Origin of the sequence: Pseudomonas sp. Colony2, from assembly GCF_019382755.1 — a bacterium.
In the GTDB taxonomy this organism is placed as follows: Bacteria; Pseudomonadota; Gammaproteobacteria; order Pseudomonadales; family Pseudomonadaceae; genus Aquipseudomonas.
In genome coordinates, this window is the sequence record NZ_CP080030.1 from 1,959,405 (window position 1) to 1,976,297 (window position 16,893).

The 16,893-nt window shown below is 51.5% G+C and carries 15 protein-coding genes; all 15 read left to right on the forward strand.

Annotation, left to right across the window (positions count from 1 at the left end):
- The first annotated feature begins 2 nt into the window (after positions 1-2).
- The 15 genes from JV201_RS08405 (at position 3) to JV201_RS08475 (ending at position 16,859) form a co-directional block, all read left to right on the forward strand.
- Positions 3-2,213, forward strand: a complete 2,211-nt coding sequence (locus tag JV201_RS08405) for a bifunctional prephenate dehydrogenase/3-phosphoshikimate 1-carboxyvinyltransferase (protein ID WP_008437686.1) — start codon at positions 3-5, stop codon at positions 2,211-2,213.
- Positions 2,210-2,899 (forward strand): (d)CMP kinase, encoded by a 690-nt coding sequence (gene cmk, locus JV201_RS08410; RefSeq protein WP_003172653.1) that lies wholly within the window; start codon positions 2,210-2,212, stop codon positions 2,897-2,899. The genes JV201_RS08405 and cmk overlap by 4 nt, the downstream gene beginning before the upstream one ends.
- Before the next feature lie 119 nt (positions 2,900-3,018).
- Complete coding sequence (rpsA, locus tag JV201_RS08415; protein ID WP_003218806.1) at positions 3,019-4,713, forward strand: 30S ribosomal protein S1; 1,695 nt, start codon at positions 3,019-3,021, stop codon at positions 4,711-4,713.
- Between the two features lie 339 nt (positions 4,714-5,052).
- The gene (gene ihfB, locus JV201_RS08420; protein WP_008437689.1) at positions 5,053-5,349 is read left to right on the forward strand and encodes an integration host factor subunit beta; all 297 of its coding nucleotides are present in this window, start codon (positions 5,053-5,055) and stop codon (positions 5,347-5,349) included.
- A 23-nt stretch (positions 5,350-5,372) separates the two neighbouring features.
- Positions 5,373-5,615 carry a lipopolysaccharide assembly protein LapA domain-containing protein gene (locus tag JV201_RS08425; protein ID WP_003218802.1) on the forward strand — a complete coding sequence of 81 codons (243 nt, stop codon included), beginning with the start codon at positions 5,373-5,375 and terminating at the stop codon, positions 5,613-5,615.
- Between the two features lie 266 nt (positions 5,616-5,881).
- Positions 5,882-7,231 carry a Wzz/FepE/Etk N-terminal domain-containing protein gene (locus JV201_RS08430; RefSeq protein WP_003218800.1) on the forward strand — a complete coding sequence of 450 codons (1,350 nt, stop codon included), beginning with the start codon at positions 5,882-5,884 and terminating at the stop codon, positions 7,229-7,231.
- Between the two features lie 649 nt (positions 7,232-7,880).
- Complete coding sequence (gene tviB, locus JV201_RS08435; RefSeq protein WP_102606086.1) at positions 7,881-9,158, forward strand: Vi polysaccharide biosynthesis UDP-N-acetylglucosamine C-6 dehydrogenase TviB; 1,278 nt, start codon at positions 7,881-7,883, stop codon at positions 9,156-9,158.
- Positions 9,159-9,209: 51 nt separating this feature from the next.
- Positions 9,210-10,235: an NAD-dependent epimerase/dehydratase family protein gene (locus tag JV201_RS08440; RefSeq protein ID WP_023659073.1), complete on the forward strand. Its 1,026-nt coding sequence runs from the start codon at positions 9,210-9,212 to the stop codon at positions 10,233-10,235.
- A 105-nt stretch (positions 10,236-10,340) separates the two neighbouring features.
- Positions 10,341-11,462 (forward strand): DegT/DnrJ/EryC1/StrS aminotransferase family protein, encoded by a 1,122-nt coding sequence (locus JV201_RS08445; protein ID WP_003218792.1) that lies wholly within the window; start codon positions 10,341-10,343, stop codon positions 11,460-11,462.
- Between the two features lie 14 nt (positions 11,463-11,476).
- Entirely contained in the window at positions 11,477-12,151 is a 675-nt protein-coding gene (locus JV201_RS08450) for a WbqC family protein (protein ID WP_207241541.1), read from the forward strand.
- Between the two features lie 14 nt (positions 12,152-12,165).
- The gene (locus JV201_RS08455) at positions 12,166-12,579 is read left to right on the forward strand and encodes an N-acetyltransferase (RefSeq protein ID WP_219406734.1); all 414 of its coding nucleotides are present in this window, start codon (positions 12,166-12,168) and stop codon (positions 12,577-12,579) included.
- 19 nt (positions 12,580-12,598) lie between these two features.
- The gene (locus JV201_RS08460) at positions 12,599-14,104 is read left to right on the forward strand and encodes an oligosaccharide flippase family protein (RefSeq protein WP_003218787.1); all 1,506 of its coding nucleotides are present in this window, start codon (positions 12,599-12,601) and stop codon (positions 14,102-14,104) included.
- Positions 14,101-15,021: a glycosyltransferase family A protein gene (locus JV201_RS08465; protein ID WP_003218785.1), complete on the forward strand. Its 921-nt coding sequence runs from the start codon at positions 14,101-14,103 to the stop codon at positions 15,019-15,021. The genes JV201_RS08460 and JV201_RS08465 overlap by 4 nt, the downstream gene beginning before the upstream one ends.
- Positions 15,022-15,028: 7 nt before the next feature.
- Positions 15,029-15,556 carry a serine O-acetyltransferase gene (locus tag JV201_RS08470; protein ID WP_003218783.1) on the forward strand — a complete coding sequence of 176 codons (528 nt, stop codon included), beginning with the start codon at positions 15,029-15,031 and terminating at the stop codon, positions 15,554-15,556.
- A 28-nt stretch (positions 15,557-15,584) separates the two neighbouring features.
- The gene (locus JV201_RS08475; protein WP_219406735.1) at positions 15,585-16,859 is read left to right on the forward strand and encodes a hypothetical protein; all 1,275 of its coding nucleotides are present in this window, start codon (positions 15,585-15,587) and stop codon (positions 16,857-16,859) included.
- The last annotated feature ends 34 nt before the right edge of the window (positions 16,860-16,893 follow it).

The window sequence follows — 16,893 nt, forward strand, 5'->3', positions numbered from 1 at the left end:
CTATGATCGGTCGCCTGGTGGTGGTCGGTCTGGGATTGATCGGTGGCTCCTTTGCGAAGGGCCTGCGGGAAAGCGGCCTGTGTGGCGAAGTGGTCGGTGTGGACCTGGACCCGCAATCGCGCAAGTTGGCGGTGGAGTTGGGTGTGGTGGACCGTTGCGAGGCTGATCTCGCTGTAGCCTGCCAGGGCGCGGATGTCATTCAGCTGGCGGTGCCGATCCTGGCCATGGAGAAGTTGCTGGCGCTGTTGGCCGGCATGGATCTGGGCCAGGCAATCCTGACCGATGTCGGCAGTGCCAAGGGCAATGTGGTGCGTGCGGCGCGGCTGGCCTTTGGTGGCATGCCTGCGCGGTTTGTGCCTGGGCATCCGATTGCCGGGTCCGAGCAGAGCGGGGTGGAGGCGTCCAATGCGCAGCTGTTCCGTCGCCATAAAGTGATTCTGACACCGCTGGATGAAACCGATCCTGCGGCACTGGCCGTGGTGGATCGGCTCTGGCGCGAGCTGGGGGCGGATGTCGAGCATATGCAGGTCGAGCGCCACGATGAAGTGCTGGCAGCGACCAGCCATCTGCCGCATTTGCTCGCATTTGGCCTGGTGGATTCGCTGGCCAAGCGCAACGAGAACCTCGAGATTTTCCGCTACGCCGCCGGTGGTTTCCGCGACTTTACCCGGATCGCCGGTAGTGATCCGGTGATGTGGCACGACATCTTCCTTGCCAACCGCGATGCGGTGTTGCGCACCCTGGACACGTTCCGCAGCGACCTCGACGCCTTGCGCGACGCGGTCGATGCTGGCGACGGGCACCAGTTGTTGGGCGTGTTCACCCGTGCGCGGGTGGCACGGGAGCATTTCAGCAAGATTCTGGCGCGTCGGGCTTATATGGATGCTGCAGTAAACGCGGATGACCTGGTGTTTCTCGCCAGTCCCGGTGGCCGCTTGAGCGGGCAGATCCGCGTGCCTGGGGATAAGTCGATCTCCCATCGCTCGATCATGCTCGGTTCTCTGGCGGACGGTGTCACTGAAGTCGAAGGTTTTCTGGAGGGTGAGGACGCCCTGGCGACCTTGCAGGCGTTCCGCGACATGGGCGTGGTGATTGAAGGCCCGCACCATGGGCGCGTCACCATCCACGGGGTTGGCCTGCATGGCTTGAAGCCGGCGCCAGGTCCGATCTATCTGGGTAACTCCGGCACCTCCATGCGGTTGTTGTCCGGTTTGCTGGCGGCCCAGCGCTTCGACAGTGTGTTGACGGGGGACGCCTCGCTGTCCAAGCGCCCGATGAATCGCGTGGCCAAGCCATTGCGCGCAATGGGCGCGGTGATCGAGACCGGGCCGGAAGGGCGCCCGCCGCTGACCATTCGTGGCGGCCAGGCACTCAAGGGGCTGACCTACGCATTGCCGATGGCCAGCGCTCAGGTCAAGTCCTGCCTGTTGTTAGCCGGGTTGTATGCCGAGGGTAAAACCTCGATTACCGAACCGGCGCCGACCCGCGACCATACCGAGCGGATGTTGCGCGGTTTTGGGTATCCGGTGGACGTGGCGGGCGCTACGGCTGCGGTCGAGTCGGGCCATGCGTTGACCGCGACCCATATTGAGGTGCCTGGGGATATTTCCTCCTCGGCGTTCTTTCTGGTGGCGGCTTCAATCGCCGAAGGCTCCGAGCTGTTGCTTGAACATGTGGGTATCAATCCGACCCGTACCGGCGTGATCGATATCCTGCGACTGATGGGCGCGGACATCACCCTGGAAAACCAACGGGAAGTGGGTGGTGAGCCGGTCGCTGATTTGCGTGTTCGTGCGGCGCCGTTGAAGGGGATCGAGATTCCTGAAGCCCTGGTCCCGCTGGCTATCGATGAGTTCCCGGTGTTGTTCGTGGCTGCGGCGTGCGCCGAAGGCCGGACGGTATTGCGTGGGGCAGAGGAGCTGCGGGTCAAGGAGTCCGACCGGATCCAGGTCATGGCCGACGGTCTGCTTGCGCTGGGCGTGAAGTGTGAACCGACACCTGATGGGATTATTATCGATGGTGGCGTGATCGGCGGTGGTGAAGTCCACGCCCATGGCGATCACCGGATTGCCATGGCCTTCAGCGTGGCTTCCCTGCGAGCGGCTGCGCCGATTCGTATCCATGACTGTGCCAACGTGGCTACGTCTTTTCCGAATTTTCTTACACTGTGTGCCCAAGTCGGCATCCGTGTTGCCCAAGAGGCTCAATTGTGAATATCAAAGCACCGGTGATTACCATCGACGGGCCAAGTGGCTCGGGCAAGGGCACGATCGCCGGCATCCTGGCCAAGCGCCTGGGCTGGTGCCTGCTGGATTCCGGGGCGCTATACCGATTGCTGGCCTTTGCCGCCCGCAACCATGGCGTCGACCTGACCAACGAAGAATCGCTGAAGCTGCTGGCTGCGCATCTTGACGTGCAGTTCGTCGGGGCGACCGAAGGTCATCCCCAGCGCATCATCCTGGAAGGGGACGATGTGACCGACGACCTGCGCAACGAGCAGGTCGGCTCCTGGGCTTCCCAGGTCGCCGCATTGCCGGCGGTGCGCGATGCTTTGCTGCAGCGCCAGCGGGCTTTCCAGGAACCGCCGGGTCTGGTGGCCGATGGCCGCGACATGGGCACGGTGGTCTTCCCCGAGGCGCCGCTGAAGATTTTCCTCACGGCCAGCGCCGAGGAGCGGGCCCGTCGCCGTTACTTGCAGTTGAAGGGCAAAGTCGATGGTGTTAGTCTGTCGAGTCTGCTAGATGAGATCCGTGCACGCGATGAGCGTGATACCCAGCGTGCGGTAGCCCCGCTCAAGCCGGCGGCTGACGCCATACAGCTGGATTCCACGGAGTTGTCCATCGAGCAGGTGCTGGAACGCATCTTGAGTGAGATCGCCATTCGCGATATCGCCGGGTGACCAAGAAGGCCGCAGGGGACCAGTCATAGTCCTGTGGTGCTTCTTTTAATTGAAACTGACCCACACCGTCTGGGGTGTGGAGATGGGCGTATTCTTCGCCCTTATCAACAGGAATTAAAATGAGCGAAAGCTTTGCGGAACTCTTTGAAGAAAGCCTAAAAACCCTGAACCTTCAGGCAGGCTCCATCATCACCGGTGTTATCGTTGATATCGATTACCAAGCTCGCTGGGTAACCGTTCACGCTGGTCTGAAGTCTGAAGCTCTGATCCCGCTGGAACAGTTCTACAACGATGCTGGTGACCTGACTATCAATGTCGGTGACGAAGTTCACGTTGCTCTGGACTCGGTTGAAGACGGTTTCGGTGAAACCAAGCTGTCCCGTGAAAAAGCCAAGCGCGCTGAATGCTGGATTGTTCTCGAAGCAGCCTTCGCAGCTGAAGAAGTGGTCAAGGGCGTTATCAACGGTAAGGTTAAAGGCGGCTTCACTGTCGACGTTAACGGCATCCGTGCGTTCCTGCCAGGTTCTTTGGTCGACGTTCGTCCTGTGCGCGACACCACGCACCTGGAAGGCAAGGAACTCGAATTCAAGGTCATCAAGCTCGACCAGAAGCGCAACAACGTTGTCGTTTCCCGTCGCAGCGTCCTGGAAGCAGAGAACTCCGCCGAGCGTGAAGCTCTGCTGGAATCCCTGCAGGAAGGCCAACAAGTCAAAGGTATCGTCAAGAACCTCACCGATTACGGCGCATTCGTCGATCTGGGTGGCGTCGATGGCCTGCTGCACATTACCGACATGGCTTGGAAGCGTATCAAGCATCCATCGGAAATCGTCAACGTTGGCGACGAGATCGATGTCAAGGTTCTGAAGTACGATCGTGAGCGCAACCGTGTTTCCCTGGGCTTGAAGCAGCTGGGCGAAGATCCATGGGTCGCTATCAAGGCTCGTTACCCAGAAAGCACTCGCGTAACCGCGCGTGTTACCAACCTGACCGACTACGGCTGCTTCGCAGAGCTGGAAGAAGGCGTGGAAGGCCTGGTACACGTTTCCGAAATGGACTGGACCAACAAGAACATCCACCCTTCGAAAGTCGTACAAGTCGGCGACGAAGTGGAAGTTATGGTTCTGGACATCGACGAAGAGCGTCGTCGTATCTCCCTCGGCATCAAGCAGTGCAAATCTAACCCATGGGAAGATTTCTCTGGCCAGTTCAACAAGGGCGATAAAATCTCCGGCACCATCAAGTCGATCACCGATTTCGGTATCTTCATTGGTCTGGACGGCGGCATCGACGGTCTGGTTCACCTGTCCGACATCTCCTGGAACGAAGTTGGCGAAGAAGCTGTTCGTCGTTTCAAGAAGGGCGACGAGCTGGACACCGTTATCCTGTCGGTTGACCCAGAGCGCGAGCGCATCTCCCTGGGTATCAAGCAACTGGAAAGCGATCCGTTCTCCGAGTACGTTCAAGAGAACGACAAAGGCGCAATCGTTAAAGGCATCGTGAAGGAAGTTGACGCTAAAGGCGCCATCATCACTCTGGCCGACGATATCGAAGCGACTCTGAAAGCCTCCGAAATCAGCCGTGACCGCGTTGAAGACGCGCGCAACGTTCTGAAAGAAGGCGAAGAAGTAGAAGCCAAGATCATCAGCGTTGACCGCAAGAGCCGCGTAATCCAGCTCTCCATCAAGTCGAAAGACGATGCTGAAGAGAAAGAAGCCATCCAGAGCCTGCGCGACAAGCCAGCTACCTCTGAGCCTTCTGCTGGTCCTACCACTCTGGGCGACCTGCTGCGTGCACAAATGGAAAAGCAGAACTAAGTTCTGTCAGACCATAGAAAAAGGGCGACTTCGGTCGCCCTTTTTTGTGCCTGGGATTTGGTGTTGTGCACAACGTCGCCTTGGCGTTCTGTGGCTGGAGCGCCGTCGTCGCGCTGGCAGCGCGTTCGCGCTTATAGGCTCTATCTGGCAGCGATCGCGCTGGAGTGCCTCCAGTGAGACTGAGCGAGAGCTGGCTGTCGGGGTGCGCAATGCCAACTCTCTTCGAGTTGCACCCCAAGTCTTTGAATATAAGTCAATACATGGGCTGTTCAAATTCCTCCGGTCATGCTAAAACCTTCGAAGCGCTTTTCCTAGCTGCTTGAAAAAGAAGGGAAAAATATGACGAAGTCGGAGTTGATCGAACGAATTGTCACCCATCAAGGGCTGCTCTCATCCAAGGATGTGGAGCTGGCCATCAAGACCATGCTTGAGCAGATGTCCCAATGTCTGGCTACCGGCGATCGGATTGAAATTCGTGGGTTTGGTAGCTTCTCGCTGCACTATCGTGCGCCTCGTGTGGGGCGCAACCCAAAAACCGGGCAGTCCGTCAGCCTTGACGGCAAGTTCGTGCCTCATTTCAAGCCGGGCAAGGAATTGCGCGATCGGGTGAACGAAGACGAAGAAGAAAGCGTCTGAGGGTTTTTGGGTAGGAGAAGTTTATGCGTGGGGTCAAGCGCGTTGTGTCGGTGCTGATTACTTTGCTCGTCATGGTTGGGGTGCTGGCGTTTGTGCTGGAGAATCAACAGAGCGTCGCTTTGTCATTCCTGGGGTGGACCGCTCCCCAGGCACCGATTTCCATCTTCATGACATTGGCTTTGCTTGTAGGAATGATCGTTGGCCCATTGGTGGGTTTGGCGTTTAGGTTGAATCGCTCTCCTCGGTCGAAGAGGCTGGCGCCCTGATCGATAGCTCGGTGCGCATGGGGTATCGCACAAGTTTTTGTAGCATTTTTCAAGAAGTTTGGCTTTTTCGGAACAGTCCTACAGATTGTCAAGACTTGTAATATGGCAATTAGATGGCAAAATGCTTGCTGTTCTCGAGAATAGGCAATTTTTGTGGCTCATCCCAGCAGCGACGCCGGGGGCGAGCCAGATGTTTATAATTCTAAAAAACCATGAATTGTCTGCATAACGAGCCCGCAGTTTCTCTTTGAAGGCAGGTTTTTGTTGTGAGTAGTAGTTTTAATGCCCCTCCGGTACCACCATCCGATGAAATTGATCTTGTCGCGCTTTTTCAGGCGGTATGGCAGCAAAAGGTCCTCATAGTCATAGTCACCGCGCTTGTTGGCGCGATGGCTGCCGCTTATGCCTTTTTTGCGACTCCTGAATATCAAGTCAGTAGCGTTTTGCGTCCTGCGGCGATCAACGAATTGGATGCGTTGAATCGATCTGAAATTTACGGTCTTCCTCCTGGAGAGGCGCTGATCAGGGTCGGAGCGTCTCTTGAGTCGTATGACACCCGCCTGAGTTTTTTTCGGACTCATCAAAATCTATTTAAGGCATTTGAGCGTCCAGGAAGAACTCTCGAGCAGAGTTTTGAGGAGTTCAATCGTAACTCGATCAATCTGGTTCTGCCTGATCCTAAAAAAGCCGACTCCCTGAGTGCCTATATCAAACTTGAGATGAACTATCCCAAGGGAATTGATGGTGTCTCGATTTTGAACGGGTTTATTCAGTTCGCGATTGATGCCGAGCGTCAGCAGATCGGCGCTGATTTGAACGTAATCGTGAAAAACCGACTGAACGAGATTGAAGGTAAGCTGAAAGCTGCTCGCTCAAGCTATGAGATCGATAAAGAGGCAAAAATTGCCACTCTGACTGAAGCTGATGTGCTTCGGCGTGCCCAGTTGCAGGATGAGCTCAAAGCGCTCAGGGCCCAATTGAAAATCATCCGTGGTGATCGGCTTGTACTGCTGAACGAGGCAATTGGCATCGCCAAGTCGCTGGGTATTAAAAAGCCAGCTACTCCCTCGTCGCTCGGCGATGAAAACCGCGCTGGGACGCCAGGCATGATGCGTACCGAAATCAATAACCAGCAGATCCCCCTATATTTTATGGGCGTAGATGCACTGGAGGCAGAGCGAAATGCCCTGCAACGGCGCACGTCTGATGACTTTACTGAAGGTCGTATCGCGCAAATTGCCAAAGAGCTTCAACTGCTGCGGGCCAATCGTCAGATTGAGGTCTTGAATCGTCGTGAGAATGAAGACCTGTTTCTAATCAATGTGGAGCCCCTGCGTGCAGAGGAGGCTCGGCTACGTAAACTGAATATCGATATGAGTCGGTTGAAACTGGTGACTATTGACAAGCAGGCGCTCGAGCCGCTGAGTCCAATTAAGCCGAAGAAAGCTCTCGTGCTCGCAATGGGGCTGGTTCTGGGTGGGATTCTTGGCGTTCTGATTGCTCTGGCTCGAACACTGCTGGCAAGCAGGAAAAGAATGGCGACACGTCAAGTGCCCGTTCTCGGCTCTGAACTGCTTGGAGAGGGAAAAGCTCAGGCTCAGACGCGAGTGTATTAACTGCGTCCAGTAGGGTTGTGTCGCTCGATTGTGTGCAAACAACCCGATCCCCAATTCTTCTCTCGGTATAGGGACTGCTCCTATAGCGAACCAAATCACCTTCGGGTGTTCAAAAAATGACTCTCCGGCATGCCATGAGCCTTCAGGCTCTTGGCGTTGCATGTCTGACGTCGGGATCCGGATGCCGCGAGTTCTGATTTATATTGGTATCGCGTAGTATGATTATCTAGCTGTCATGGAACTCTTCTAATTGAGAATCATCGAGGCATGATGGCATTGCGCTATGCTTCGCGGTCTTCTGATTATCCGATTCCGAGTGTAACTGAGGGCGATATTCTTCATGGTGTTCAGCGGGTTGTGGTGTTTAAACTATCCGGCGCTGATGGGCCAGGAGCGATACGTACCCTATTCGACAGGGGAGGCTGCGGCAGTGCCAGAAACAGACCTGAATTGTTCGCTGATGGAATATGCTGCTGACGAATAATATAGGTGGTGGAATGCCTCAAAAAGCATCACTGAGGGATTAGTTGGATGTGCGAGCCATGACTGTACCAGGAGAGAGTACTGAATCGGCGTCGCGCTTGAAGCACTTCATACTGAAATTAATTCAGTAAATATTATGGATTCTCTGATTATTTAGGCTTTGATTATGCAAAAACTGGAAGATATTAAGCTCGCCATTATCGGCCTTGGATATGTGGGCCTGCCCCTCGCAGTGGAGTTTGGTAAGCATCGGACGGTGGTCGGGTTTGACATTAACCAGCCGCGTATCCAAGCCTTGAAAGAAGGACATGATTCAACTCTTGAAGTCAGTGACGAGGAGCTGAAGCAGGCGGGCTATTTGAGTTATAGCTGTGAGCTGAATGAGCTGGCTGCCTGCAACACTTTTGTCGTTACCGTTCCGACCCCTATCGACGAATACAACCAGCCAGACCTGACGCCTCTGATCAAGGCTTCTGAAAGCATCGGGAAGGTGTTGAAGAAGGGCGATCTGGTTATTTACGAGTCAACTGTATACCCAGGCGCTACAGAAGAAGACTGCGTCCCGGTTCTTGAGCGGGTCTCTGGTCTCAAGTTCAACGTCGATTTCTTTGCTGGCTACAGTCCTGAGCGGATCAACCCGGGCGACAAAGAGCACCGGGTTACTACGATCAAAAAAGTCACTTCCGGCTCCACGCCTGAAATCGCTGACCTGGTCGACGCACTTTACAATCAGATCATTGTCGCGGGCACTCACAAGGCTAGCAGCATCAAGGTTGCCGAGGCTGCCAAGGTTATCGAGAACACTCAGCGCGACTTGAATATTGCGCTTATCAACGAGCTGGCGATTATTTTCAACAAGATGGGCATTGATACGGAAGCGGTGCTTGAGGCCGCGGGTACGAAGTGGAACTTCCTTCCGTTCCGTCCAGGGTTGGTCGGCGGGCATTGCATCGGTGTTGACCCCTACTACCTTACCCATAAAGCCCAGTCAATCGGCTACCATCCGGAAATCATCCTGGCCGGCCGTCGTTTGAATGATGGCATGGGCGCTTACGTTGTTTCACAGTTGGTAAAAGCGATGTTGAAAGAGCGCATCCATGTAGATGGTGCTCGCGTATTGATCATGGGTCTGACTTTCAAGGAAAACTGCCCGGACCTGCGTAATACTCGTATCGTCGATATCGTGAGTGAACTGGCAGAATACAACATTGCTGTGGATGTTTATGATCCATGGGTGAGTGTTGCCGAAGCGGAGCATGAGTATGGGATCACTCCTGTTTCCGAGCCGGGAGTAAATGCATACGACGGTATCGTTCTGGCGGTCGCTCACAATGAGTTCCGTGCCCTGGGTGCAGAAAATATCCGCCGGTTCGGTAAGGCGGAGCACGTTCTTTATGATCTTAAATATCTTCTGAGTCGTGAAGAATCGGACATTCGCCTGTAAGCCCCAGGTTTCTGAAGTCGTTAACCTAAATCAAATTACGAGCTAATATCGATGACCCGCTACGAAACTCTGATAGAAACACTTCCAGCTTCGCCGAAAACCTGGTTAGTCACCGGAGTTGCGGGTTTTATTGGCTCTAATTTGTTGGAAACACTGCTTGGTTTGAATCAGACGGTTGTCGGGTTGGATAATTTCGCTACCGGTCACCAAAGAAACCTCGACGAAGTAAAAAATACAGTTCTCCCTGAGCAGTGGGCACGTTTTCGATTTGTCGAAGGTGACATTCGAGAGCTCAAGGATTGTCATCAGGCCTGCGAAGGTGTGGATTATGTACTGCATCAGGCCGCTTTGGGGTCTGTTCCTCGTTCCCTTAACGACCCGATCACAACAAACGGTACCAACATTGATGGCTTCCTCAACATGTTGGTCGCGGCACGGGATGCCAAGGTAAAGAGTTTTACTTACGCGGCAAGCAGTTCGACTTATGGCGATCATCCCGGTCTGCCAAAAGTTGAAGATGTGATCGGTAAGCCGCTGTCCCCCTACGCGGTCACCAAGTACGTCAATGAACTGTATGCCGACGTTTTCGCCAGATGCTATGGTTTTGAAACAATCGGTTTGCGTTACTTCAATGTTTTTGGCAAGCGGCAGGATCCTGATGGTGCTTACGCGGCTGTTATCCCAAAATGGGCGGCTGCGATGATAAAAAACGAGGAAGTTTTCATCAATGGTGATGGTGAAACCAGTCGGGATTTCTGCTTCATCGAGAATACAGTTCAAGCCAATATTTTAGCCGCGACTGCAAGCGATTCTTCCGCGCGCAATCAGGTTTATAATGTGGCGGTCAGTGGGCGCACTGATCTCAATATGTTGTTTTCGGCGTTGCGCGAATCCCTGGCGGAAAACGGCATCACTTATGATAAAGAGCCTGTGTATCGAGACTTTCGCGCGGGTGATGTGCGCCATTCACAAGCAGATATTGGCAAGATACAAACGCTTTTGGGATATGCACCCAAGTTTAATATTGGGCAAGGCATCGCAAAGGCCATGCCTTGGTATGCGGAATTCTTGAAGTAAGAATAGCGCGAGATATGGGTTCTCTCTATCTCGCTATATGACTTACTAATAAGTACTCAGCTACGAGGCGCGGTTGAGTGATTAAGATTAGCGCAAGGAAGTTTTATGAGCGATAAGCCTGTTTATGTAACTCAGCCCTACCTTCCGCCACTAGAAGAGTTTGTTCCCTATCTTGAAAAAATATGGGAGAGCAAGACACTGACCAATGGCGGCCCAATGCACCAGCAGCTTGAAAAGGAGCTCTGTGAGTACCTGGGGGTGGAGCACATTGCGCTTTTTAATAACGGTACAATCGCGTTATTGACTGCGCTGCAGGCGCTCAGAGTTACAGGCGAAGTCATTACGACACCTTACTCATTCGTTGCGACTGCCCACTCTTTGTTGTGGAATGGGCTGCAGCCTGTTTTCGTGGATATCGATCCTGTTACTTTTAATTTGGATCCGAAAAAAGTCGAGGCGGCAATTACGTCGAAAACCACAGCTATCATGCCAGTGCATTGCTATGGTTATTCCTGCGATACCGACGCTATTCAGAATATCGCTGATAATTACAATCTGAAAATTATCTATGATGCCGCTCATGCGTTCGGCGTTAACGATGCAGGGGGAAGTATTCTTCGCCATGGCGACTTGAGCATTTTGAGCTTCCATGCCACTAAGGTATTCAATACCTTTGAGGGCGGCGCCATCGTCTGCCCCGACGCGAAGACAAAAAAACGCATAGAACAATTGAAGAACTTTGGCTTTGTAGATGAAGTCACCGTGGTCGCACCAGGGATAAATGGGAAATTAAGCGAGATTAACGCGGCGTTTGGGTTGCTTCAGCTGAAGCATATCGACAGTGCGATGAGTCTGCGTAAAGAAATTGGTCAACGCTACAGTTCCGGATTAAAAAGTGTTGAAGGTATCAGCCTGAGCCACATCAGTGCAGGCCTTGAGTCGAATTATTCGTACTACCCCATTCTGGTTGAAGATGATTACCCGCTCTCGCGAGACGAGCTTTACGAAGTGTTAAAGGAGCAAAACGTATTCGGTAGACGGTACTTTTTTCCTTTAATCAGCGAGTTTTCCATGTATAGAAGCATGCCTTCAGCGGACAGTCGGAACCTGCCTGTGGCTCATGATATTTCATCGAAAGTTCTTTGCCTTCCTATCTATCCGGCGCTGGAGATGTCTGCCGTTGATAAGGTTGTCGAAATAATTCGTAATGTGAGAAAAGCGTCGTAATGAAGCTCGCAATAATGCAGCCTTACTTTTTTCCGTATGTCGGATATTTTAAGCTGATAGGGTCCGTGGATAAGTTCGTTTTCTATGATGATGTCGATTTCATTAAAAATGGATGGATAAATAGAAATCGGATATTTGTATCCGGCAAAGTCGGTTATATGACTATTCCGCTCCTTGGGGCGAGCTCTAATCAAAAAATTTGTGACGTGCAAACCCAGAAAAAATCACTCTGGGTCCGTAAGCTGACCGAGGCGGTCAAACAGAACTATTCGAAAGCACCAAACTTCAAAGCGTGTTTCGAGTTGTTCAACGCCGTTCTCGAGCAAGAACAAGACTCAATTTCTGATTATGCAAAATCCAGTGTTTTGTTAACGGTCGAGGCATTGGGTATCGATGCTGAGATGGTAATGAGCTCGAAGGTTTACGCAAACGAGCAATTGAAAAGCGAAGACCGAATTCTGGATATTTGCAATAAAGAGCAGGCCGACGAGTACTGGAATTTACCAGGTGGTGCGCTTCTCTATGAGAAAGAGAGTTTTGCTTCGCGAGGCATTGACCTGAAGTTTGTCAAGCCGGCGCTAGTTGAGTATCCACAGGCGGGACGAGATTTCGAGCCCGGCCTCTCTATTTTGGATGTGATGATGTTTAACTCTTTTGATGAAGCTCGCCAGCTTGTCACTAATAAATAAACGATGGGTTATTTATGCTGCCCCCAGAGCTGAAAGATTTAATACACATTGAGCAGCGTCTTCAAAAAGGAGAGTTTATTCGCGGTATCTCTGCAGAAGACTACATTCTGAAAATTGAAGACCAGGCAGAGATTCTCATCCATCACTCTGGTGGGTCGTATGACGGGTTTGTGGCATTTTACTGCAATAATGATGTATCCAGGGAGGGATACATAGCGTTGCTTTTGATCGCTGCAAGTGGCCGAGGCAAAGGGCTTGGGGGCGAGCTCCTGAGCAGCGCACTCATGGTGATGAAGAGTCGCGGTTTCACTGCATGCAGCCTGGAGGTGCGCGCAGGGAACAGTTCAGCGATAAAGCTTTACACGCGGTATGGATTCAAGATAGTAGCAGACGGCGACACGAACATAAAAATGCAGGTTCGGCTATAAATATTCGGGATATAAACAATTGTCGCTTCAGAAGAACATAGCCGCTAACTACGTAAGCCAAATATATGTGACGTTGATTGGCATCGTGATGCTGCCTGTCTATATAAAATACATGGGCGCGGAAGCCTATGGCCTGGTTGGATTTTTCTCCATGCTGCAGGCCTGGTTCAGCTTGCTTGATCTTGGCTTGACACCTACGATCGGCAGGGAAACTGCACGTTTCAAGGCCGGTGCGGTATCGGCATTGGACTTTCGGCGGTTGTTCCGGGCGCTCCATGTTTTATTTCTGGGCATTGGCATTCTCGGCTTTATTACGTTGTATCTGTTTGCCCCGCTTGTTGTAAAACATTGGCTGAAACTTGATGCGTTGAGTGTCGAACAGGCGAGTTTTGCTATACAGATAATGGCCGCATGTATCGCAATCCGCTGGATATGTGGCTTGTATCGAGGCGTCATCACCGGTGGCGAACATCTGGTTTGGTTGAGTGGCTATACGTCAATCATTGCGACACTCAGATTTATATTTGTTTTGCCCGTGATGTGGTTTTATGGATATACGCCGATTGTATTCTTCTTTTATCAATTAATTATTGCGGTTGTGGAAATTCTTGGGTTGTACATTAAGTCGTATGGCGTACTCCCAAAGGTAGTCAGCGCGTCGATGGGGTGGTCGCTCAAACCCATTAGAAGTGTCTTGGCTTTTTCCCTCACGGTGGCGTTTACTGCCTCAATTTGGGTAATGGTCACGCAGACAGATAAGTTGATACTTTCGAGCATATTGCCGCTAAGCCAGTACGGATACTTCACTCTGGCGGTGCTGATTGCTGGCGGGGTAATGGTTATAACCGGACCGATCAGCAGCGCGATTATGCCGCGAATGGCCCGCTTACATGCCGAAAACAAGGAAGCTGATGTGATTACGATTTATCGTAACTCTACTCAACTTGTTTCCATTATTGCCGGTGCTGCATCGATTACCCTTGCAATTTGTGCGCGTCCTTTGCTGTGGGCATGGACAGGTGACGCGACCGTTGTCGAAAACGTTGCCCCGACAATGGTGTTGTATGCGATTGGAAACGGGTGCTTGGCGGTTTCAGCATTCCCTTACTATCTTCAGTATGCTCGCGGAAACCTGAGGCTTCATTTTCTGGGTAACCTGATTTTGTTATGCGTCATGGTCCCCGCTATCTATTTTTCGTCGACCTATTACGGAAGCATCGGTGCTGGCTACAGTTGGATGATGGTCAACCTGACATTCTTGATCTTTTGGGTTTGGTTCGTTCATTCGAGGCTTGAGCCTGGGCTCCACAAGAAGTGGCTGACTCATGATATAGGTTTGATTGTTTTACCCGCAGCCGCAGCCGGACTGCTTGTTAATTGGGTAGATGTGCGAAGTGAAAGCAGGATTTTAAGCGTGCTCATAGTGTTTGTTTCAGGTGGGTTAATTATGTTGACCGCGGTGGCTTTTTCAAGCGCTGCCCGGGCAATGGTAGCTAACAAGATTGTTGGGCGGAGAGGCGTGTGAGTATTGTTTCCGAGGGAGAAAATATAAAGGTTTCAGTATGTGTGCTGACTTATAATCAGGTTGGTTATATCAGCGAGTGCTTGTTGAGCTTGATTAATCAGGTCACGGATTTCAAGTTTGAGGTGATCGTCGGTGATGACTGTTCGACAGATGGCACCAGCGACGTAGTACGTAGTTTGGCGGAGCAATACCCCGATATTGTCAAGCCGCTTATACATGAAAAGAATGTTGGTATCACGGCAAATTACCTTGAAGTGCACGCTTTGGCATGCGGCAAGTACATTGCTCATCTAGATGGTGATGATTACGCTCTTCCAGGGAAACTACAGGCTCAAAGTGACTTTCTGGACGAGCACCCGAACTATAATATCGTCTGGCACAGGATGCTCGTCGAGAATCCTGGCACCAAGGTTGTTGTAGAAGACCTCATTGACTTATCTCGCGTGAGTAACTCGTTCACCAGAAAGGACATTTTTCAATATATAACGATTGGAATGAACAGTTCTAAAATGTATCGGGCCACGGCAAGGGACATTGAACTGCCAGATTTTCCTTTGCTGGATTACTTTGCAAACGTCGAGCAGGTTGGACAAGGCTATGCAGGGTTCGTCAGCGCCAAGCCTTTGGGTGTTTATCGTACAGGTATCGGTATTGCCTCCTCGGGAAACAAGACAAAAGTTTTGCTGGTTAAGTCGTTTGATTACTTTTTGGAAAAGTACAAAGGTAGTGCCGCAGATATATCGGTGTCTATCAGCTTCTTGTTTATTGCCGCACTGAAAAACAGGCGTTTTGAAGACTGTAAACTGTTTTTCCCAATATTCGTTCGCGCTTTTAGACTGACGACTATACCAAAAGTATGGCGTGCCAGTAAGATGCTTTCAATGCTCAGAATCCCCGATGCGGTCAAGAGTAAATGAGGTTTTTATGTCGTTAACCTATTTGATCCAGGACCTACGCTCAATCGCAGGTAGTGAGCGGGCGTCCAGAGTGCTCAAGAGCGTAGTGTTTGATCACACCGCTCATTTGACCATCATGTTGCGACTGGGCCAAAGCCTGTTAAAAATTCCCGTTATCGGGCGTGTATTGAGCTTTCTGGTTGAGTATTTTATTCGCATTGTCTTTGGTAGCGATATCTCTTGCAGGGCACAAATTGGCCCAGGTCTCTGCATCATGCACGGTCATGACATAGTGATAGGTGCCGATGTAGTAATGGGGTCGAACTGCAAGATTTTTAATGGTGTGACTTTTGGGAACCAGGACCTATCGAAAACCAGCAAGGGCAATCAACCGACACTGGCAAATAATGTGGTTATTTGTACGGGTGCAAAAGTCCTCGGGCCGATTTTTCTGGGTGACAATGTGGTTGTGGGTGCGAACAGCGTTGTTGTTAAAAGCTTTCCACAGGATACGGTTGTTGTAGGTGTTCCTGGCAAGGCGCTCGTGAGAACGTAACTTCAACTTCGGTGGCAGGGTGAGCAAGGTGCGGTCGTTTTTTTTGGTGTTGGTTGTTTTTTTCTACGTGTTCAATTTTACGCTCAGCTTTCTGGGCGTGCCCTCTGTCGCGCTTCTCATTCCTGGGGCTTTGCTTCTGATTCTTGCTGATCCGTTGCTCCGCGGTTTTGTTGGTTATGCATTTGTCACCTGCCGCTTTGCCATCGTGGCGCTGTTGCTCGCGGGTTCCTTGGGCGTGATGCTGAGTGTTCTCTGGGGTAACGCTGAGACAATATTTCTGGAGATTTTCATAAAGTTTATTGTCGTTCTGCTGTTGGCGCTGGTTATAACTTATTATGCGGTTGGCCGGCGTGCGAATTCAGATGATGCACTCTATGGCTTTCATCGATGCTTCGAGTTGATCTATTGGGCGACTGTTCTTCAGGCGTTTTTCATTATGCTGTCGTTCGTGGAGCCCTCTTTTAGGGATTTGTTATCCGCGTCGTTGGCTAACCGTGGAAATATTGAAGTTGATAGTGTTCTGCGCTTTCGCGGTATTCACGATAGCGGCGGTTTTAACCTCAGCGCTATTCTTGCGCTGGCCGCTGTATACGGTGTTTACTCAGTATATTCCCGGGCCAATAATGCGACCATTTGGCGATTTCTAAGCATCTCCGTGATTGCTCTTTCAATTACACTGGTTGCACGTACCGGTGTGGTCGTGTTCCTTCTTGGCGTGGGGCTTCTCGCGATTCGATGGCCTCTGAAGTCCCTCATCGTAGGGGTGGCTTTTAGCGCCTTTGCTGCGCTGGCAATTTTGTTATTCCAGTATTTTTTTCCGGAAAGGTTCGAATTTTTTTCAACCTACGTTTTTGATTATGCGTTCGAGATTTTCATCAACTATTCGAAAGGTCAGGGCCTCACCTCTGCCTCTACGGATGATCTGAAAAGTATGCTTTTCGTCCCGGATCTGTTGAATATTATTGCAGGTAGTGGCTCGTTTGATGATCAAAGTGGTGGCGTCGCGCGGTCTGACTCCGGTTATCTGAAAACGCTGCTCGCCAGTGGCGTCGTGGGATTTGTGCTGGTTTACGCGTCTTATGGTTGGATGTTCTTGAAAATCTGGACAGGGATGCGGCGATTTGCCGATGCGGGCTATTTTGTTTTGGTACTGTTGTGCCTGATTTTAGTTTTGGAAGTAAAGGCTCCTGTGTTTTATCAGAATGACGTGTCTCGCTTGTTTATATTGATATTTTCAAGCGCGCTATTGCACCGGTTTTATAATCGCTATGCGAGCGTGAACCCGAGTGCTCATCTGGCTTGACTCAGGCGGGCGAGAACGGCCCGACCAGTAAATT

Bases quoted from the DNA above. Each gene is read 5' to 3' on its own strand.
- tviB (WP_102606086.1), top strand. From the start codon at position 7,881: ATGCAAAAACTGGAAGATATTAAGCTCGCCATTATCGGCCTTGGATAT.
- ihfB (WP_008437689.1), top strand. From the start codon at position 5,053: ATGACGAAGTCGGAGTTGATCGAACGAATTGTCACCCATCAAGGGCTG.
- rpsA (WP_003218806.1), top strand. From the start codon at position 3,019: ATGAGCGAAAGCTTTGCGGAACTCTTTGAAGAAAGCCTAAAAACCCTG.
- JV201_RS08425 (WP_003218802.1), top strand. From the start codon at position 5,373: ATGCGTGGGGTCAAGCGCGTTGTGTCGGTGCTGATTACTTTGCTCGTC.
- JV201_RS08405 (WP_008437686.1), top strand. From the start codon at position 3: ATGATCGGTCGCCTGGTGGTGGTCGGTCTGGGATTGATCGGTGGCTCC.
- JV201_RS08445 (WP_003218792.1), top strand. From the start codon at position 10,341: ATGAGCGATAAGCCTGTTTATGTAACTCAGCCCTACCTTCCGCCACTA.
- JV201_RS08440 (WP_023659073.1), top strand. From the start codon at position 9,210: ATGACCCGCTACGAAACTCTGATAGAAACACTTCCAGCTTCGCCGAAA.
- JV201_RS08450 (WP_207241541.1), top strand. From the start codon at position 11,477: ATGCAGCCTTACTTTTTTCCGTATGTCGGATATTTTAAGCTGATAGGG.
- JV201_RS08470 (WP_003218783.1), top strand. From the start codon at position 15,029: ATGTCGTTAACCTATTTGATCCAGGACCTACGCTCAATCGCAGGTAGT.
- JV201_RS08455 (WP_219406734.1), top strand. From the start codon at position 12,166: ATGCTGCCCCCAGAGCTGAAAGATTTAATACACATTGAGCAGCGTCTT.